The organism is Blastomonas ursincola (assembly GCF_013607875.1).
Classification (GTDB): domain Bacteria; phylum Pseudomonadota; class Alphaproteobacteria; order Sphingomonadales; family Sphingomonadaceae; genus Blastomonas; species Blastomonas ursincola.
On sequence record NZ_VDES01000001.1, the window covers coordinates 1,117,063 to 1,136,901 of the forward strand.

The window sequence follows — 19,839 nt, forward strand, 5'->3', positions numbered from 1 at the left end:
GGACAACAAAAACCCCGCCGGAAAGCGCTTCCGGCGGGGTCTTGTCGTGTCGGTTCCCCGGGTGTGGGCGGGAGGAAAAACGCGAGGCTTATTCGGCGTCGCTGTCCACCGCTTCGGCTTCGGCAGCAACCGGTGCCGGGGCGGGAGCCGCCTCGACCTCGTTCGCTGCTGCCATCGCCTTTTGCAGCGCGCGCTGCTGGGCGCGGAGCGCGGCATCGCGGCTGTTCGCGGCGATGCGGATGCGCGCCATGCCCGCACCGGTACCTGCCGGGATCAGACGACCGACGATCACGTTTTCCTTCAGGCCGATCAGCGAGTCGCGCTTGCCTTCCACGGCCGCCTGGGTGAGCACCCGGGTGGTTTCCTGGAACGACGCGGCCGAGATGAACGAACGCGTCTGCAGCGAAGCCTTGGTGATGCCAAGCAGCACCGGCTTGCCTTCCGCGGGCTTCTTGCCCTCGGGAAGACGGGCGTTGACCTCGTTCATTTCCTCGGCATCGAGCTGTTCGCCCGGCAGCAGCGTGGTATCGCCACCATCGGTGATCTCGACCTTCTGCAGCATCTGGCGAACGATCACCTCGATGTGCTTGTCGTTGATCTTCACGCCCTGCAAGCGGTAGACTTCCTGGATTTCGCTGACCAGATATTCGGCCAGCGCTTCCACGCCCAGCACTTCCAGAATGTCGTGCGGATCGGGCGAGCCCGAGATCAGGTTGTCGCCCTTCTTGACATAGTCGCCTTCCTGGACGTCGATGACCTTCGACTTGGGCACCAGATACTCGACCGGATCCCCCTCTTCCGGGTGGATCGCGATCTTGCGCTTGGCCTTGTAGTCGCGGACGAACTCGATGCGGCCCGAAACCTTGGCGATGATCGCATTGTCCTTGGGCTTGCGCGCCTCGAACAGCTCGGCCACGCGCGGCAGACCGCCGGTGATGTCGCGGGTCTTGGCGGCTTCGCGGCTGACGCGGGCGAGAACATCGCCGGCTTCGACCTTCTGGCCATCCTCGACCGAGAGCATCGCGCCCACGGCAAGCATGTAGCGCGCCGCTTCGCCCGAATCCTCATCCAGCAGGGTGAGGCGGGGACGCAGGTCTTCCTTGGACTTCGCCTTGCTCGATCCGCGGAATTCCACGACCACGCGCTGCGCGATACCGGTGGCATCGTCGGTCTGCTCGACCAGCGTCTTGCCGTCGATCAGGTCCTGATACTTCACGACACCGCTGGTATCGGTGATCACCGGCATGGTGAACGGATCCCATTCGGCAATCCGATCGCCGATGTTCACCTCGCCATTGTCGTCGACCAGCAGCACCGTGCCGTATGGGATACGGTGGACCGCACGCTCGCGGCCTTCCTTGTCGACGATCGCGATTTCGCCATTACGGGCGAGCGACAGGCGCTGGCCGCGCTTGTTCACGATGGTCGGGATATCCCGGTACTGCAGCGTGCCATCGGCCACCGCTTCGAGGTTCGACTGCTCGTTGAGCTGCGCCGCACCGCCGATATGGAAGGTACGCATGGTGAGCTGGGTACCCGGTTCACCGATCGACTGCGCGGCGATGACGCCGACAGCCTCGCCGATGTTCACCGGAGTACCACGCGCCAGGTCACGGCCATAGCACTTGCCGCACACGCCCTGGGTCGCTTCGCAGATCAGCGGCGAACGGATGCGCGCTGCCTGGATGCCCAGAGCCTCGATCGATGCCACGGCGGCTTCGTCGAGCAGCGTGTCCTTGGCAACGACGACATCGCCGGACTTCGCGTCGACGATATCCTCGGCCAGGGTACGGCCCAGGATGCGCTCGCCAAGCGAAGCGATGACCGAGCCACCCTGCACGATCGCACGCATTTCCAGCGCCCGTTCGGTGCCGCAGTCTTCTTGCACGATGACGCAATCCTGCGACACGTCGACCAGACGGCGGGTCAGGTAACCCGAGTTCGCCGTCTTGAGCGCCGTATCCGCCAGACCCTTGCGCGCGCCGTGGGTGGAGTTGAAATACTCCAGAACGGTCAGGCCTTCCTTGAAGTTCGAGATGATCGGCGTTTCGATGATCTCGCCCGACGGCTTGGCCATCAGACCACGCATACCGGCAAGCTGCTTCATCTGCGCTGGCGAACCACGCGCACCCGAATGGCTCATCATGTAGATCGAGTTGACCGGGGCTTCGCGGCCATGCTCGTCCTTCGGCGTCGCCTTGATCTCTTCCATCATGGCGTTCGCGACCTGGTCGCCGCAACGGCTCCAAGCGTCGATCACCTTGTTGTACTTTTCCTGCTGGGTGATCAGACCATCCTGGTACTGCTGCTCATAGTCGGCAACCAGCGCGCGCGTTTCATCAACCAGACGCTCCTTGCTGTCCGGAATGATCATGTCGTCCTTGCCGAACGAGATGCCGGCGCGGCAGGCGTGACGGAAGCCCAGGCCCATGATCGCGTCGGCGAACAGGACGGTGTCCTTCTGGCCGGTGTGACGATAGACCTGGTCGATGACGTCGCCGATTTCCTTCTTGGTGAGAAGGCGGTTGACGACATCGAAGGGCACCTTGTGGCTCTTGGGCAGACATTCGCCGATGAGCATGCGGCCCGGCGTCGTCTGGTAGCGCTTCAGATACTGGTTGCCCTGTTCGTCGGTCTGCGGAACGCGCGCGATGACCTTCGAGTGGAGCGTGACCGCACCCACTTCGAGCGCCTGATGCACTTCGGCGATATCGGCCATCAGCATGCCTTCGCCCGGCTCGCCTTCGCGGTCCATCGAAAGGTAATACAGGCCCAGCACCATGTCCTGCGAGGGCACGATGATCGGCTTGCCGTTGGCGGGCGACAGGATGTTGTTGGTCGACATCATCAGCACGCGCGCTTCCAGCTGGGCTTCCAGCGAGAGCGGAACGTGGACGGCCATCTGGTCACCGTCGAAGTCGGCGTTGAAGGCCGAGCAGACCAGCGGGTGCAGCTGGATCGCCTTGCCCTCGATCAGCACGGGCTCGAACGCCTGGATGCCCAGACGGTGCAGCGTCGGTGCGCGGTTGAGCATCACCGGGTGCTCGCGGATTACCTCGTCCAGGATGTCCCAGACTTCCTTGCGCTCCTTCTCCACCCACTTCTTGGCCTGCTTCAGGGTCATCGACAGACCCTTGGCGTCGAGACGCGCGTAGATGAACGGCTTGAAAAGCTCGAGCGCCATCTTCTTGGGCAGACCGCACTGGTGCAGCTTGAGTTCCGGACCGGTCACGATGACCGAACGGCCCGAATAGTCGACGCGCTTGCCGAGCAGGTTCTGACGGAAGCGGCCCTGCTTGCCCTTGAGCATGTCGGACAGCGACTTCAGGGGACGCTTGTTCGCACCGGTGATGATGCGGCCGCGACGGCCATTGTCGAACAGCGCGTCCACGGCTTCCTGCAGCATGCGCTTTTCGTTACGCACGATGATGTCCGGCGCGCGCAGTTCCATCAGCCGCTTCAGACGGTTGTTGCGGTTGATGACGCGGCGATACAGGTCGTTGAGGTCCGAGGTCGCGAAGCGGCCACCGTCCAGCGGCACCAGCGGGCGCAGCTCGGGCGGGATCACGGGGATGACTTCCAGGATCATCCATTCGGGACGATTACCGGAATCGATGAACGATTCCACGACCTTGAGGCGCTTGATGATCTTCTTGGGCTTGAGCTCCGACTTGGTCGTCTCAAGCTCCTGCAGCAGGTCGGCGCGCTCCTGCTCGAGGTCCAGATCCATCAGCATCTGGCGTACGGCTTCGGCACCGATACCGGCCGAGAAGGCGTCCTCGCCGAACTCGTCCTGCGCATCGAGCAGCTCGTCTTCGGTGAGCAGCTGATATTTTTCCAGGCTGGTCAGGCCCGGCTCGATCACGACATAGCTTTCGAAATACAGCACGCGCTCAAGCTGCTTGAGCTGCATGTCGAGCAGCAGGCCGATACGCGAGGGCAGCGACTTCAGGAACCAGATGTGCGCGACCGGCGCGGCAAGCTCGATATGGCCCATGCGCTCGCGGCGGACCTTGGTGACGGTCACTTCCACGCCGCACTTTTCGCAGACGATGCCCTTGTACTTCATGCGCTTGTACTTGCCGCACAGGCACTCGTAGTCCTTTACCGGACCGAAGATGCGCGCGCAGAACAGGCCATCACGCTCGGGCTTGAACGTGCGATAGTTGATCGTTTCGGGCTTCTTGATCTCGCCGAAGGACCAAGACCGGATACGCTCGGGGGAAGCGAGGCCGATCTGGATCTCGTCAAAGGTTTCCGGCTTCACGGCGGGATTGTTGAATTTGGTCAGTTCGTTCATTTTCTGCTCCATTTAAGCCCTCTCCCCTTCGCAGGGAGAGGGTTGGGAGAGGGGCTTTCGCCGAGGGAAGTCTGTGACTCCCCCTCTCCCCGGCCCTCTCCCCTGAAGGGGAGAGGGAGGGACAATCTTACTCCGCGGCTTCCGGCAGCGCGTCCGGGCCTTCGTCCGGATCGGGCAGCGCGTCGAGCGAGTTCAGCTCGACGTTCAGGCCCAGCGAGCGCATTTCCTTGACCAGCACGTTGAAGCTTTCAGGGATACCGGCCTCGAACGTGTCGTCACCCTTGACGATCGCCTCATAGACCTTGGTGCGGCCGACCACGTCGTCGGACTTCACCGTCAGCATTTCCTGCAGCGTATAGGCCGCGCCATAGGCCTGGAGCGCCCAGACCTCCATTTCCCCGAAGCGCTGGCCACCGAACTGGGCCTTGCCGCCCAGCGGCTGCTGGGTGACGAGGCTGTAGGGACCGATCGAACGCGCGTGGATCTTATCGTCGACCAGGTGGTGCAGCTTGAGCATGTAGATATAGCCCACGGTCACCTTGCGGTCGAACTTGTCGCCGGTACGGCCGTCGTACAGATCGACCTGGCCCGACGGGTCGAGACCCGCCCGCTCCAGCATCCGCGACACGTCCGCCTCGCGCGCACCGTCGAACACCGGGGTGCCCATCGGAACGCCGTTGCGCAGCAGGCCCGCCAGCTCGACCACGCCATCATCCGAACGGCTGTCGATCTCGGCATGATATTCGGGGCCGTAAACGTACTTCAGCTTCTCGCGCACGGCATCGGGCGGCGGGCCCGCTTCCGGGTTCGGATTGGCCTCGCGCCATTCGTCGAGCGCCTTCGAGATTTGCTGGCCCAGACCGCGCGCGGCCCAGCCCAGATGCGTTTCGAAGATCTGACCCACGTTCATGCGGCTCGGCACACCCAGCGGGTTGAGCACGAAATCGACATGCGTGCCGTCTTCGAGGAACGGCATGTCCTCGATCGGCAGGATGCGGCTGATGATCCCCTTGTTGCCGTGACGTCCGGCCATCTTGTCGCCCGGCTGCAGCTTGCGCTTCACCGCGACGAACACCTTGACCATCTTTAGCACGCCAGGCGCCAGCTCGTCGCCGCGCTCCAGCTTCTCGCGGCGGTCGTCGAACTTCTCGGTGATGCGGGTCACGGCTTCGTCATACTGGGCCTTGACCGCTTCGAGATCGGCCTGAACCGCATCGTCCTCGACCGCGAACTTCCACCACAAGTGCTTCTCGACCTCATCGAGCAGCGCCTCGTCGATGGCCACACCCTTCTTCACGCCCTTGGGCGCAGCCGACGCGACCTGACCGACCAGCATTTCGCGCAGACGGTTATAGGTGGCACGGTTGAGAATGGCGCGCTCGTCCTCGCGGTCCTTGGTCAGACGCTCGATTTCCTCGCGTTCGATCGCCAGCGCACGCTCGTCCTTGTCGATGCCGTGACGGTTGAACACGCGGACCTCGACCACGGTGCCCGACACGCCCGGCGACAGACGGAGCGAGGTGTCGCGCACGTCGCTCGCCTTTTCGCCGAAGATCGCGCGCAGCAGCTTTTCTTCCGGCGTCATCGGGCTTTCGCCCTTGGGCGTGATCTTGCCGACCAGGATGTCGCCAGGATGCACTTCCGCGCCGATATAGACGATGCCCGCCTCGTCGAGGTTGCGCAGCGCTTCCTCGCCGACATTCGGAATATCGCGGGTGATGTCCTCGGGGCCCAGCTTGGTATCGCGTGCCATGACCTCGAACTCCTCGATATGGATCGAGGTGAACACGTCATCCTTCACGATGCGTTCGCTGATGAGGATCGAGTCCTCATAGTTGTAGCCGTTCCAGGGCATGAACGCGACGAGCGCGTTGCGGCCCAGCGCCAGCTCACCCAGATCGGTCGACGGGCCGTCGGCGATGATGTCGCCTTCGTTGATCACGTCGCCCACCTTCACCAGCGGACGCTGGTTGATGCAGGTGTTCTGGTTCGAGCGCTGGAACTTCATCAGCGTGTAGATGTCGACGCCCGACTTGCCCGAATCCACCGAACCGGTGGCGCGGATCACGATACGGGTCGCGTCGACCTGATCGACGATGCCGGCGCGCTTGGCGGCGATCGCGGCGCCCGAATCGCGCGCCACGGTCTCTTCCATGCCGGTGCCGACGAACGGCGCTTCGGCGCGCACAAGCGGCACGGCCTGACGCTGCATGTTCGATCCCATCAGCGCGCGGTTGGCGTCATCGTTTTCCAGGAACGGAATGAGCGATGCCGCGACCGAGACGAGCTGCTTGGGGCTGACGTCCATCAGCGTGATGATGTCGCGCGGCGCCATCAGGAATTCGCCGGCCTGGCGGGCCGAAACGATGTCCTCGGCAAAGCTGCCATCGTCGTTCAGCTCGGCGTTCGCCTGCGCGATCGTGTGCTTGGCCTCTTCCATCGCGGAGAGATATACGACCTCATCGGTCACCTTGCCGTCGATCACCTTGCGGTACGGGGTCTCGATGAAGCCGTACTTGTTGACGCGGCTGAACGAGGCGAGCGAGTTGATCAGACCGATGTTCGGGCCTTCGGGCGTTTCGATCGGGCAGATACGGCCATAATGGGTCGGGTGAACGTCGCGGACTTCGAAGCCCGCGCGCTCGCGGGTGAGACCACCCGGGCCAAGCGCCGAAACGCGGCGCTTGTGGGTGACTTCGGCGAGCGGGTTGGTCTGGTCCATGAACTGCGACAGCTGCGACGAGCCGAAGAATTCGCGAACGGCAGCGACCGCCGGCTTGGCGTTGATCAGGTCATTCGGCATGACGGTCGACACGTCGACCGAGCTCATGCGCTCCTTGACCGCGCGCTCCATGCGCAGCAGGCCGACGCGATACTGGTTTTCCAGCAGCTCGCCCACCGAGCGGACGCGGCGGTTGCCGAGATTGTCGATATCGTCGACTTCGCCCTTGCCGTCCTTGAGATCGACCAGCGTCTTGACGACCGCCAGGATGTCCTCGCGGCGCAGCGTGGTGACGGTGTCCTCGCAGTCGAGCTCGAGGCGCATGTTGAGCTTCACGCGGCCCACGGCCGAGAGGTCATAGCGCTCGGGATCGAAGAACAGGCCTTCGAACAGCGCATCGGCGGTTTCGCGCGTCGGCGGCTCGCCGGGGCGCATGACGCGATAGATCGCATCGAGACCCATGTCGCGGCTGTCGGCCTTGTCGGCCTTCATCGTGTTGCGGATCCACGGACCAGTGGTGACATGGTCGATGTCGAGCAGAACCAGCTGGTCGATTCCGGCCTTGTCGAGCTTTTCCAGATTCTCGGCGGTGACCTCGTCGCCCGCTTCGATATAGATTTCGCCGGTCTGCTCGTTGATCAGGTCATAGGCGCTGTACCGGCCGAAGATTTCCTCGGTCGGGATCAGCAGGCTGGCCAGGCCATCCTTGGCGGCCTTGGCGGCGGCGCGCGGGGTGATCTTGTCGCCTGCCTTGAATGCGACTTCGCCGGTTGCGGCATCGACGATGTCGAACGCCGGCTTCATGCCGCGCCACTGTTCGGCGACGAACGGGATTTTCCAGCCGCCGGTGCCGCGCTCATAGGTCACGGTCTCGTAGAAATAGTCGAGGATTTCCTCGTCGTTGAGGCCCAGCGCGTACAGCAGCGAGGTGACCGGCAGCTTGCGCTTGCGGTCGATGCGCACGTTGACGATGTCCTTGGCGTCGAATTCGAAATCGAGCCACGAACCGCGATAGGGGATGACGCGCGCGGCGAAGAGATACTTGCCCGACGAGTGGGTCTTGCCGCGGTCATGATCGAACAGCACGCCCGGCGAACGGTGCATCTGGCTGACGATCACGCGCTCGGTGCCGTTGATCACGAACGTGCCGTTCGCGGTCATCAGCGGCATGTCGCCCATGTACACGTCCTGCTCCTTGATATCGAGCACGGAGCGGCTTTCGGTCTCGGCATCGACCTCGAACACGATCAGGCGCAGCGTCACTTTCATCGGCGCCGCATAGGTGATGCCGCGCTGACGGCATTCCTCGACATCGTATTTGGGCGATTCGAGTTCATAGTGCACGAAGTCGAGTTCGGCAGTTCCGGCGAAGTCGCGGATCGGGAAAACGCTGCGCAGCGTCTTTTCCAGGCCCGAAACATAACCGATCGAGGGATCCGAACGCAGGAACTGTTCGTAGCTCTCGCGCTGGACCTCGATGAGGTTCGGCATTTCGCTGACTTCGTGAATGTCACCGAAGATCTTGCGGATACGCTTCATCGGGGTCGGCTTGGTAGCGGCCGATGCTCGTGCGGAAGTTGCCATAAACGTGTCTTCGCCTTTTCGTGTCTGTCGATTCGGGGCGCACAAAGACGTCAAAAGGCCGCAAGCTCATGAGAACCCCATGAACCGCAGCCTATCGCGTCAGATTATCCCTGAAGCTTCCTTCGTTCGGCAGGTCCGCGCAAACCTGTCATGTCTCGAAGCGTCCGGTGTTGCAGCGCGATATAAGCAGCGCTGTTGGACTTGTCAAACCGCCGCGCACGGCTTTGCGACGGATGACACCGCCCTGCCCCGCACGCTATGCGAGGCAGATGACACGTTACCAGCGCCATCACTGGCTGCTCGCAGCCACGCTCGCCGGACTTGCGGGCTTTGTCGATGCGATCGGCTTTCTAGAAACGGGCGGCTTCTTCACCGCCTTCATGTCGGGCAACTCGACCCGCATGGCGGTGGGCGCGGTGCACGATGCATCGGCGGCGGGGATCGCGGTGGCAATGATCGCGACCTTCGTTACCGGGGTGACGCTGGGCGCGGTTCTCGGCAACCACTGCGAGGCGCGCACGCGGCTGCCGGTGACGGTGCTGCTGGTCGCGACGTTGCTCGCACTGGCGGCGGGCCTGGCGATGGCGAGGTTGCAGGTCGCCGCGATCGGCTGCACCCTGCTCGCCATGGGTGCGGAGAACACTGCGTTCCAGCGCGAAGGCCAGGTAAGCATCGGCCTCACCTATATGACGGGCACGCTGGTCAAGCTCGGCCAGGCGCTGGCGCGGGTGCACCAGCGCGGGCATCGCGGCGAGTGGCTGCCCTATCTGCTGCTCTGGGCCGGGCTGGTGACAGGAGCGCTGCTGGGGGCGCTGGCCTTCCAGGCCTGGGGGCTGAGTGCCTTGTGGGTATCGGCAGGCCTGGGGCTGGCGCTCGCAGGCATCGCAACCCTGCCCCAGTTCGCGATGGAATAGGCTGCAAATCAGGTCAGCTTTCCAGACCCATTAAATCGGTCTGACGGTAACTTACGTCATCTCAACGGCAAAACCCGGCGATGGGCTGAACGCTTTTGCGCTTGCCGAGCGTTGCCGCCTTACCATGACAAACCTATCGCACCCCATTCGCCCGGCAAGGGCCGCGATTGCCGCCGTTCTTGCCCTGACCGCAACCCCGCTGATGGCGCAGGACATGGCTCCCGCCACCGCACCCACTGTGGCACCGACGCTGCCGCAGGCGCAGCCGGCCCAGCCTTCGGTGCCGACGACGACGCTTCCCGGTGCCGGCGCTCCGGCGGCCACGACACAGGCCCCGACCGTCCAGGCTCAGCCGCCCGCTGCCGCGCTGCCCGGCACGCCGCTTGCGAGCCCCGTTGCACCCCCCGCCGTGACAGATGTGCCGGTGGCTGCGATCGCACCGACGGCCGAGGTTGAAGCGGCCCCGGCTCCGCGCGCGGCCCGCCCCCAGACAGCGGAACGCGCAGCACCGCCGCGCGTGGCCCAGGCCGAGCCCACCAATCCGAGTCCTGCGACCGGCGCGGACATCGCCGATCCGGTTGAAACCCTGGCAGGCGAAGATCTGACGGCGGTTCCGCCGATGACCAATGGCGGCACGGTGAACGAAGTGCCGACATCCGAAGTGACAGCTCCCCCGCCCGCCCCGACCGAAGGCGATGGCGAGGTCTGGGGCTGGATGGCCGCCCTGCTGGCCGCTCTGGGCGTGGGCGGCGGCGCGATCGCGCTGCGCCGCACCCGGACGCGCAAGAGCGCCGCGATGATGGCCGAAGCGCGCGCATCGGACGCAGAATACGACCGCCGCCTGGCGTCGCCACATGCGCGTCCGCCGGTGGCACCCACCATGGCTGCCGCAGCACCCGCGACGGCCAGCTTTGTGCAGCCGGTGATCCATCCTGCGCCTGCTCGGCCCGCCGCACGCACCGTTAATCCGGACAGCCCGATCGACCATCGCCGTCTCGAAGCACTGATCGCGCAGCGCCCGAACCGCGACAACCCCTTCAAGACCAGGGCCAATCGCAAGCGCCGCGCGCTGTTCCTGATGCGCAACGGCTATGGGATGCAGAGCGCGGCCTGATAATCCAAAGAGGAACGACACTTGCGCATATCGGGGAGGCGGTCATTCGCCTCCCCTCTTTTTGCCTCAGGCCGCGCGGTAGCGTGCCAGCCAGTGCGCATAGGGCGCAGGCAGCGTCCAGCTGGCATTGTCGATACCGAGCTCGCGCGCGGCCTGATAGGGCCAGTGCGGATTCTCGAGCAGCGGGCGGCCCATCATCACCAGATCGACATCGCCATCGGCGACCATGCGGTTGGCGTTTTCGGAGCTGCCGATATACCAGCTGGTGGCATTGGGCAGGCCGGTCTCGTCGCGGACCCGGCGCGCGATCGGCGCCATGAACGCGGGCCCCCAGGGGATCTGCGCGGCGGGCGTCGAAAAGCCGATGCTGACATCGATGAAATCGAGCCCGCGCGCCTTCATCTCGCCGACCAGCGCGATCGATTCCTTGAGCGTCTCCTCATCCTGCCCATCATATTCGAGCACGCCGAAACGGGCGGAAAGCGGCAGATGGTCGGGCCATACTGCGCGCACCGCCTCCAGCGTCTCGAGCAGGAAGCGCCCGCGATTTTCGGCGCTGCCGCCATATTGGTCGGTGCGCTGGTTCGAATGACGCGACCAGAAGCTCTGCGCAAGATAGCCATGCGCGAAGTGCAGCATCAGCCATTCGAACCCGGCATCGCGCGCGCGGATCGCCGCGGCGACGAAATCGGCCTTCACCCGCTCGATATCGTCCAGCGTCATCTCGCGCGGGGTGCGGTTGAGGCCACCGCCGAACGCAACCGCCGACGGCGCGATCGGCTCCCAGCCGCGCGGATCGCCTTCGGCGATATGGTCGTCGCCCTCCCAGGGCACATTGGCGCTGGCCTTGCGCCCGGCATGCGCGATCTGGATGCCGGGGACCGCGCCCGCCGCCTTGATCTCGGCGACGATCGGCGCGAGCGCATCGCGTTGTTCGTCGTTCCACAGGCCGAGGCACGCCGGGGTGATCCGGCCTTCGGGCGACACGCCCGAGGCCTCGACCACCACCAGCCCCGCGCCGCCGCGCGCGAACGAGACAAGATGCGAGCGATGCCAGTCGTTGGCGACGCCGTCGGTCGCGGAATACTGGCACATCGGCGAGACCGCGATGCGGTTGCGCAACGTCACCGACTTGAGCGTGAACGGCGTGAACAGCGGCGTATCGGTGCTGGGGCTCGGATTGGTCATAGGGGGATCGTCCTTGGCTTGGGGATGTTTGATAGTTCGTATATAATCGAACTATAGGAATTACAAGCCCGGCCTGCTATATGGGTGCGCATGAGGAACTATGCGCATCCCGATCTTGCCGACGTTACCATCGAGCACGCGCTGCACGCGCTGAGCGATCCGGTGCGGCTCGACATCGTCCGCCAACTCGACCGCGCGGGCGAAGCAAGCTGCGCCGCATTGGACGGCGGCCGCCCGAAATCGAGCATGTCGCATCATTTCCGCGTCCTGCGCTCTGCGGGCCTGGTGCACACGCGCATCGCCGGGGTGCAGCACATGAACACGCTGCGCCGCGAGGAGGTGGACAAGCGGTTTCCGGGGCTGCTCGATGCGGTGCTGGGGGTGGAGGTATAGGGTTGGGGCTTGTTGGCTGCTTTCGGGCTGTTCAAATTTTGCGTGGAATGGCAGACGATTGGTACACAATCGCCACAGACTTCGATTATAATTAATGCACGTTTAGAACAGTCAGTTGAGATAACATGGGCCACCCCCCAATTCAAAGGTACAGCATAGTGAGGGGTCGCAGTCTTTAGAGAGACTGATCAAGACTCGCGTTCCAGACGGCAGCGCCGTGCTCATGTGCATCGACACCCTCGAAAAATGATTCCAGTGCGGCCTCTAGATCTAAATCGTCCCAGTTCTTCCAATGCACCAACTTAGGCCTATACACCAAAAATTTTACCGATGAACTTTTTGAGCGATAAGGGATAAATAATACAGCTTCTGGATATAATTGCGAATACGATCTAATCTCCACAATTATGGCATCAATTTTCTCAGCTCCCAGCTGAACTCGCCCATCGTATAGAAGCACTGCATTAATTGCACCATACTGATTTGCCTCAAGATTTCGCTTTCCAAGTGCAACAGAAACTTCATGATTTTCTAGCTCAATCCGTTCAAGCCGGCGCTCGCCGTTGGCCATCATGTAACCAAAAATCGGAATCAAGACCTCTCCGTCCTCAATGCACCAAATGGCATGCGCTGAGAGAAAACCCGCCAGATTGAATGCATCGATCACAGAATTATCCTAATGAGTTTACGGCAGCGAAGCGGAGGTTCGGCAAACACTCGATGAGGTCAACTAAATTTTCGGGGCACGGAATGATAACACATCTGGAGAGAATGCTCACAATGCCCAAAAATCTCAACGGGAAGTGTACAGGATTGCAGGTTTATCTGCGAAGTCCCACTAACTACCGCCCTCTGCTCAGCCCGAGCTTGTCCTGAACTTGTTTCAGAAATGAACGGAGGTGGTCAAGGGCTTTTGCGCCAAGCCAGGAACAGCAGACACGCGGCAAAGGCGATCGGTCCGTACATCAGGACCATGAACGCAAGCCAGCTCAGGGCTTCCCCGGAAGCGAGCAACTCCATGTCCGGAGCGAAAACCACCTTTCCCGCCCAACCTGCGATAAAGGCCCAGATAAGCGCCGTGGCTGCCAGCGATAGGATGGCGAGGCTGAGATAGATCGCGCGCATGGCGGTGAACACTGCGCGCGACGAGAATGAACGGTAAGAACGCACTCCCCTCCCCGCTTGCCTGCGCAGGCAGGCATCCATCTCCTGCGCTGGCTCCCGGCGCAACGCTCGGGAGATGGGCCCCTGCCTTCGCAGGGGAGCGGTCATGTGGCGGGCGGGTTTGCGCGGCTGGCGCGACCTCTTCGCGGCTTCGCGTCTTCGCGTGAAACCCCTTTTGGCACGCGAAGGCGCGAAGGCGCGAAGGGGTTGGGCATGGCCGATGGGGTTCGCGTTCCCCTCCCTGCAAGGGAGGGGTTAGGGGTGGGTCGGCGGTGCGCTGCTCGCGGTCGATGGCGCGCTGCGCGCGCTTACCCACCCCCTGCCCCTCCCTTGCAGGGAGGGGGGTTTGATGGTGCGCTAGCGGGAGGCAAGATAGAGCCCTCTCCCCTTCAGGGGGGAGGGTTGGGAGGGGGGATGCGCGACGGAGGCGCTCGACACGCCCCTCTCAGCTGCGACTAGGCAGCAAGCTGCCAAGTCTCGCGTCTCTCCCCCAAGGGGGAGAGAGCAGGCATTACGTCAATGCACCCAAGCGAGCAGCGCCGCCGCGCCTGCGCCCGCGCCGATCACCAGCGCCGCAACGTGGCTCCAGAAGCCGCCGCCACCGCGCGCGCGGCGTTTGCGGTCCCAGATCAGCGGGATTTTCGGCACCGGCGGCGGTTCGGGGGCGCCACCCTTTTTCGGCACGCGCTCCTCGAGGCGGCGGATCAGGTCGGGCAGGCGTAGCAGGGTCGCGACATCGGTGTTGATCCGGTCGGCGAGCAGCGTCTCAGGCCCCAGCTCGCCACGGATCCAGTCGCGCACATACGGCGCTGCGACATCCCACATGTTGATATTGGGGTCGAGCTGGGTCGCGACGCCCTCGACCATTACCATCGTCTTCTGCAGCAGCAGCAGGTGCGGCTGGGTCTTCATGTCGAAATCGCGCGTGATCGCGAACAGCCCGTCGAGCATCTGCCCGACCGACAGCTCGCTTACCGGCTTGCCGCGCATCGGCTCGCCCACCGCGCGCAGTGCGGTCGCGAACTCATCGACATTGTGATAGCTCGGCACGTACTGCGCCTCGAAATGGATCTCGGCGACGCGACGGTAATTGCCGGTGGTCAGGCCATAAAGGATCTCCGCCAGCCAGAAACGCGCCTGGCGGTTGATGCGGCCCATAATGCCGAAATCGATCGCGACGATGGTGCCGTCGGGGGCGACGAACAGATTGCCCTGGTGCATGTCGGCATGGAAGAAGCCGCCCGCAATCGCCTGGCGCAGAAAGGCGAGCACCAGCCGCCGCGCCAGATCGGGCAGATCATGCCCGGCAGCGATCAAGGCCTCGCGGTTCGAGATCTTGATGCCGTCGATCCATTCGAGCGTCATCACCGTGCCGCAGGTGCGGTCCCAGTCGATCGCGGGAACGCGATAGCCCGGATGGCCGTCCATCGCGCTGGCAAGCTCGGACGCGCTCGCCGCCTCGCGCCGCAAGTCGAGCTCGCGCAATGTCCAGCGCTTGAAATTGGCGATGGTGAGCTGCGGGCGCAGCCGCGTCGCCTCGCCGCCCAGCGATTCCAGATGTGCGGCGGCCCATTCATAGGTGTCGATGTCGCGCGCGAAATTCTTGCGTACGCCGGGGCGCAGCACCTTGATCGCGACATCGCGCCCGTCGGTCGTGCGCCCGCGATGCACCTGCGCGACCGAGGCCGCGCCGACCGGCATGGGTTCGACGAATTCGAAGAATTTTTCGAGCGGGCCGCCCAGCCCCTGTTCGATCTCGGCGCGGATATCCTCGAACGGCACCGGCGGCAGGCTGTCCTGCAACGTCAGCAGATTGTTCGCGGCTTCCTCGCCGACCAGATCGGGCCGGGTGGCGAGCGTCTGGCCGAGCTTGATCGCTGCCGGGCCGATCGCGCGGAAGGCCCCGGCATAGTCGGGAACGGCAGGCACGCTCGCGCCGAAGCGCGCGAGGCGGAACAGGCGGCGGACCTCGGGCGGGGTCTGCGGCGCGGCCTCCAGACCTTTCAGCGCCCCATGACGCGCAAGGATGCGACCCCATTTCAGGAGCCGCAGGATATGCGTGCGCGGACGGGTCATGGACGGATGCCGAACCCCCGCCGCTGCGCCGGCCCTGCCCCCATCACGCCTTCCAGCCGCTATGGATGTTGACCGCGCCGCCCAGGATCGGCTCGACCCTGGTGGCGGTGAACCCGGCGTCCTTGATCATCTGTTCGAATACCGGCGGCTTGGGGAAGCGGCGGATCGATTCGGCGAGATAGCGATAGCTGTCGGCATCGCCCGCGATCATCTGGCCCAGGCGCGGCATCAGATGGTGCGAATAGGCATCGTAGACCTCGCCGAAGACCGGCCATTCGGTCGTCGCGAATTCCATGCAGAAGAAGCGCCCGCCATAGCGGAGCACGCGGTGCGCCTCGGCCAGTGCCTTGTCGATATAGGTGACGTTGCGGATGCCGAAGACGATGGTGTAGGCGTGGAAGCTGCGATCGGGGAATTTCAGGGCTTCCGCATTCTGGCACGACCAGACCAGCCGGTCCTCGCCGCGCGCGACCGCGCGTTCGATGCCGACATCGAGCATGTCCTGGTTGATGTCCGCGACGGTGACGTTCGCGCCCGACTGGACCATGCGGAAGGCGATGTCGCCGGTGCCGCCGGCCATGTCGAGAATGTCCTCGCCCGCGCGCGGCTTCACGCGGCGGACGAAGCGGTCCTTCCACAGCCGATGCATGCCGCCCGACATGACATCGTTCATGATGTCATATTTGCCCGCGACGTTCGAAAAGATGCCGCCAACCCGGCCCTGCTTTTCCGCCGGGTCGATATCCTGATAGCCAAAGGGCACTGTCTCGGTCATGGCCGCCATGTAAGCATCTTTGTGGCTGGCGCAAAGCCTGATAGCAGCGCTTTTTATGCCAGAGCTTCCCGAAGTCGAAACCACCGTGCGCGGGCTTGCCGCCGTGCTGCAGGACGTGCGCCTGACCAGCGTTGTCGCGCGCCGCGCGGACCTGCGCCGCGCGTTTCCGGTCGATCTGGGCCAGCGGATGACGGGAGCCAGGATCATCTCGCTCGGCCGCCGCGCCAAATACGGGCTGCTGGGCACCGACCGGGGCGATTCGATGGTGTTCCATCTCGGCATGTCGGGGCGGTGGCGGATCGATCCCGAAGAGATCGGCACCCACGACCATCTGGTGCTCGAGACCGAATCGGGGCATCGGCTATCACTGTTCGATCCGCGCCGCTTCGGCTCGGTCGACCTGGTGACCACCGATGCGCTGGCGAGCTTCCCCTCCTTCGCCGCTATGGGTCCGGAACCGCTGGGCGACGAATTCACCCCCGCCTATTTGCGCGAGCGCCTGGCGGGCCGCGCCTCTCCGATCAAGGCGATGCTGCTCGACCAGCGAATCGTCGCGGGCCTGGGCAACATCTATGTCTGCGAGGCGCTCAACATGGCGCGAATCTCGCCGCTGCGCGCCGCCGGGCAGATCGGCCCCGCCAAGCTGAAACCGCTGGTCGCCGCGATCAAGGCGGTGCTGACCGACGCGATTCTGGCGGGTGGATCGACGCTGCGCGATTATGCCCGGCCCGACGGACAGCTGGGCTATTTCGCCAAGCAATGGCGCGTTTACGGGCGCGAGGGCGAGACCTGCCCGTGCGGCGGCACGGTCGAGCGGGTGGTACAATCGGGCCGGTCGACCTTCTGGTGCCGTTCCTGCCAGAAATAGCCGCGATCGCGCCACCGGGCGGCATTGAGACATTGACGTGGGCCATGAGAATCGCTAACGGCAGCGGCTTCAAAGCGCTGGCACCGCCACCGGGCGGCCAATCTGCTTTACCCCAAATCCGCCGATCAGCCGTGATCGCCAATTGAAAGACGTGTGAGAAACTATGGCCAATACGCCGCAAGCCAAGAAGCGCATCCGCCGGAACGAGCGTCGTGCCGTCGTCAACGGCAACCGCATCGGTCGCATCCGCACCTTCGTCAAGAAGGTCGAATCGGCCCTCGACGCCGGTGACAAGGAAGCGGCCAAGGCGGCTCTCGCCAGCGCGCAGCCCGAGCTGGCCCGCGGCGTCGCCAAGGGCGTGCTGCACAAGAACACCGCCTCGCGCAAGTTCTCGCGCCTGACCAAGCGGCTCGCCGCTCTGGCCTGACGGCGAATCGGGTGGCGGCGCCAACGCCCCGCCCGTTTCCAGTCTTTTGGACACGATGATCCGCCGCCCGTCAGGGCAGGCGGATTTTTCGTGCGTCCAGTGTTCTTGACAGTATTTGCAACATCGCGTCAGCTTTGTGACATAACGGTAATGGATCCGTCACACGCCCCGTCCGGCAACTGACGCATTTCCTGCGATTCGGCTCGGCAGGGGTAACATGCCTCCGGCTAAGTCATTGAATCTGAATTATAATCAATGTGAATCCAGCAATATCCTCGCGTTAACCGAGTCAAGCGCCATTATTTCATTTTTTTTACCCGGCGGCTCTTGCTCGACTCGTTTTTCCACGGCTACATCAGGGTCGAGAGCCGAGCGATCAGCCAGGTTCTCCATTGCACAAACTGGTGGATACATTGATCGAAAGACCCATGTGTTTTTCGGTGAACACCTTTTGTGCCCCAGATTTGGGACGGTTTCCCGTGCTGACCAAGGGGTTGGGCGGCACACAGGGAAGATCATTGCGCCAGGGATAGGCCCTGATGCGATGCGAGCGAGGGGGAGGTAGCAGGTTTTGCGTAACTGGGTCGGATTGCCACTGCACTGGATGGACCGGGATCATCCCGGATGTGACTCCGCACGCCTGCCCGGCTATGCCGCCCGGCATGCCGCCTGTGTCAGCTCGCGCTGGCCGGACCCTGGCCGAGGGCGCCTGAACTAGCATTCCGCAACGGCTGGGGTGCAACCGAAGTCAAGGGTTGCCCGCCGTTTTCCGTCCCATCCGGCAGAGCCATCAGGTTCCGCCGGACCCCTTGTCAGCGATGACCGGCGGTACCGGTGCTGACCAAGATACAAGAAGTGGCATTCAGGCATGATCGAACTCAGCGATTCGAGCGGCGCGGCAGACTGGGCGGCCGACTGGAACGAGATCAGCGAAGGTCTGCGCAAGGATCTGGGTGCACAGATCCACACCCAGTGGATCCGCCCCATCCGTCCCGGCAGCTTCGAGCCCGCCTCCGGCCAGCTGCACCTGCACCTGCCTTCCGAATTTTCCGCCAACTGGGTGCGGGAGCGCTTTGCCGACCGACTGGCGTTGGCGTGGAAGATCGTGCGTCCCGAAGTGCGCAGCGTTGCCATTGCCGCCGCGCCGCGCGAAGCCGAGATCGCACGTCCGCGCATGCCCGCCCCGGTGGCGCCGATCCCGGCCGCGCCGCGCGCTGCCGAAAGCGGCAACCGCATCGCGCTTGATCCCTCGCAGCTCTTCTCGGGCTTCATCACCGGTCAGTCGAACGTGCTCGCGTTCAACGCCGCGCAGCGCATGGCCGCAGCGGAAAAGCCGCTGTTCAGCCCGCTCTATCTCAAGGCCGCCACCGGCCAGGGCAAGACGCACCTGCTCCATGCTATCGGCAATGCCTATGCCGAGGCCAATCCCCAGGCGCGCATCTGCTACTGCCCGGCGGAAAAGTTCATGAACGATTTCGTCAGCGCCATCCAGCGCGGCGATTCGATGGCGTTCAAGGCACGGCTGCGCAGCTTCGACATGCTGCTGGTCGACGACATCCAGTTCATCATCGGCAAGAATTCGACCCAGGAGGAATTCCTCCACACGATCGACGCGATCCTGGGCGCGGGCAAGCGCCTGGTCGTCACCTCGGACCGCGCGCCCCAGGCGCTCGACGGTGTCGACCAGCGGCTGCTCTCGCGGCTCGCCATGGGCCTGGTCGCCGACATCCAGCCTGCCGATATCGAACTGCGCCGCGCAATCCTGCGCGCCCGGGTCGAACAGATGCGGATGGGCGAGATTCCCGAAGAGGTCACCGAATTTCTCGCACGCACGATCAGCCGCAATGTCCGCGAGCTGGTCGGCGGGCTCAACAAGCTGATGGCCTATGCCCAGATCACCGGGCAGAAGGTGACGCTGGCGCTGGCCGAGGAGCAGCTGTCCGATCTGCTCAGCGCCAATCGCCGCCGGATCACCATCGACGAGATCCAGCGCGCCGTCTGCCAGTTCTACAAGGTCGATCGCGCCGAAATGTCGTCCAAGCGCCGCGCGCGCGCCGTGGTGCGCCCGCGCCAGGTCGCGATGTATCTCGCCAAGGTGCTGACCCCGCGCTCCTATCCCGAGATCGGCCGCAAGTTCGGCGGACGCGATCATTCGACGGTGATCCACGCTGTCCGCCTGATCGAGGACCTGCGCACCCGCGATGCCGATATGGATGGCGACGTGCGCGCGCTGCTGCAGCAGCTGGAAAGCTGAAGCGGCACTAGCCCAACAATTTCGTCATTCCCGCGAAGGCGGAAATCCCGCTATAGCGCC

Annotated in this window: 13 protein-coding genes; 6 read left to right on the forward strand and 7 right to left on the reverse strand. The window is 63.9% G+C overall.

Annotated elements, in window-relative coordinates:
* Positions 1 to 88: 88 nt before the first annotated feature.
* Together rpoC and rpoB are read right to left on the reverse strand one after the other, a co-directional pair.
* Positions 89 to 4,300, reverse strand: a complete 4,212-nt coding sequence (gene rpoC, locus FG486_RS05205; RefSeq protein WP_137776301.1) for a DNA-directed RNA polymerase subunit beta' — start codon at positions 4,298 to 4,300, stop codon at positions 89 to 91.
* A gap of 127 nt (positions 4,301 to 4,427) precedes the next feature.
* On the reverse strand, positions 4,428 to 8,606 hold the full coding sequence (gene rpoB, locus FG486_RS05210; protein WP_066275119.1) for a DNA-directed RNA polymerase subunit beta: 4,179 nt from the start codon (positions 8,604 to 8,606) through the stop codon (positions 4,428 to 4,430).
* 269 nt (positions 8,607 to 8,875) lie between these two features.
* Between rpoB and FG486_RS05215 the strand changes: the two genes are divergently transcribed.
* Together FG486_RS05215 and FG486_RS05220 are read left to right on the forward strand one after the other, a co-directional pair.
* Positions 8,876 to 9,520, forward strand: coding sequence for a YoaK family protein (locus FG486_RS05215; RefSeq protein ID WP_181266688.1), 645 nt, complete (start codon positions 8,876 to 8,878; stop codon positions 9,518 to 9,520).
* Between the two features lie 124 nt (positions 9,521 to 9,644).
* A complete protein-coding gene (locus FG486_RS05220; RefSeq protein ID WP_181266689.1) occupies positions 9,645 to 10,634 on the forward strand; it encodes a hypothetical protein in 990 nt (329 codons plus the stop codon).
* A gap of 66 nt (positions 10,635 to 10,700) precedes the next feature.
* Here the strand turns inward: FG486_RS05220 and FG486_RS05225 are convergent, their stop codons facing one another.
* On the reverse strand, positions 10,701 to 11,822 hold the full coding sequence (locus FG486_RS05225; protein ID WP_181266690.1) for an NADH:flavin oxidoreductase/NADH oxidase: 1,122 nt from the start codon (positions 11,820 to 11,822) through the stop codon (positions 10,701 to 10,703).
* Between the two features lie 90 nt (positions 11,823 to 11,912).
* On the opposite strand from FG486_RS05225, the gene FG486_RS05230 reads away from it, so the two are divergent.
* Positions 11,913 to 12,215: an ArsR/SmtB family transcription factor gene (locus FG486_RS05230; protein WP_181266691.1), complete on the forward strand. Its 303-nt coding sequence runs from the start codon at positions 11,913 to 11,915 to the stop codon at positions 12,213 to 12,215.
* Positions 12,216 to 12,390: 175 nt separating this feature from the next.
* Here the strand turns inward: FG486_RS05230 and FG486_RS05235 are convergent, their stop codons facing one another.
* From FG486_RS05235 to FG486_RS05250, 4 genes are all read right to left on the reverse strand, one after another.
* Positions 12,391 to 12,882 carry a hypothetical protein gene (locus FG486_RS05235; RefSeq protein WP_181266692.1) on the reverse strand — a complete coding sequence of 164 codons (492 nt, stop codon included), beginning with the start codon at positions 12,880 to 12,882 and terminating at the stop codon, positions 12,391 to 12,393.
* A 236-nt stretch (positions 12,883 to 13,118) separates the two neighbouring features.
* On the reverse strand, positions 13,119 to 13,340 hold the full coding sequence (locus FG486_RS05240; protein ID WP_181266693.1) for a hypothetical protein: 222 nt from the start codon (positions 13,338 to 13,340) through the stop codon (positions 13,119 to 13,121).
* 555 nt (positions 13,341 to 13,895) lie between these two features.
* Entirely contained in the window at positions 13,896 to 15,455 is a 1,560-nt protein-coding gene (ubiB, locus tag FG486_RS05245) for a 2-polyprenylphenol 6-hydroxylase (protein WP_181266694.1), read from the reverse strand.
* A gap of 43 nt (positions 15,456 to 15,498) precedes the next feature.
* Entirely contained in the window at positions 15,499 to 16,230 is a 732-nt protein-coding gene (locus tag FG486_RS05250; RefSeq protein WP_066279456.1) for a class I SAM-dependent methyltransferase, read from the reverse strand.
* Positions 16,231 to 16,285: 55 nt separating this feature from the next.
* On the opposite strand from FG486_RS05250, the gene mutM reads away from it, so the two are divergent.
* From mutM to dnaA, 3 genes are all read left to right on the forward strand, one after another.
* On the forward strand, positions 16,286 to 17,098 hold the full coding sequence (mutM, locus tag FG486_RS05255) for a bifunctional DNA-formamidopyrimidine glycosylase/DNA-(apurinic or apyrimidinic site) lyase (protein ID WP_066279451.1): 813 nt from the start codon (positions 16,286 to 16,288) through the stop codon (positions 17,096 to 17,098).
* A 163-nt stretch (positions 17,099 to 17,261) separates the two neighbouring features.
* Positions 17,262 to 17,525 (forward strand): 30S ribosomal protein S20, encoded by a 264-nt coding sequence (gene rpsT / locus FG486_RS05260; protein WP_060980353.1) that lies wholly within the window; start codon positions 17,262 to 17,264, stop codon positions 17,523 to 17,525.
* An 868-nt stretch (positions 17,526 to 18,393) separates the two neighbouring features.
* Entirely contained in the window at positions 18,394 to 19,779 is a 1,386-nt protein-coding gene (dnaA, locus tag FG486_RS05265) for a chromosomal replication initiator protein DnaA (RefSeq protein ID WP_181266695.1), read from the forward strand.
* Positions 19,780 to 19,839 lie beyond the last annotated feature (60 nt).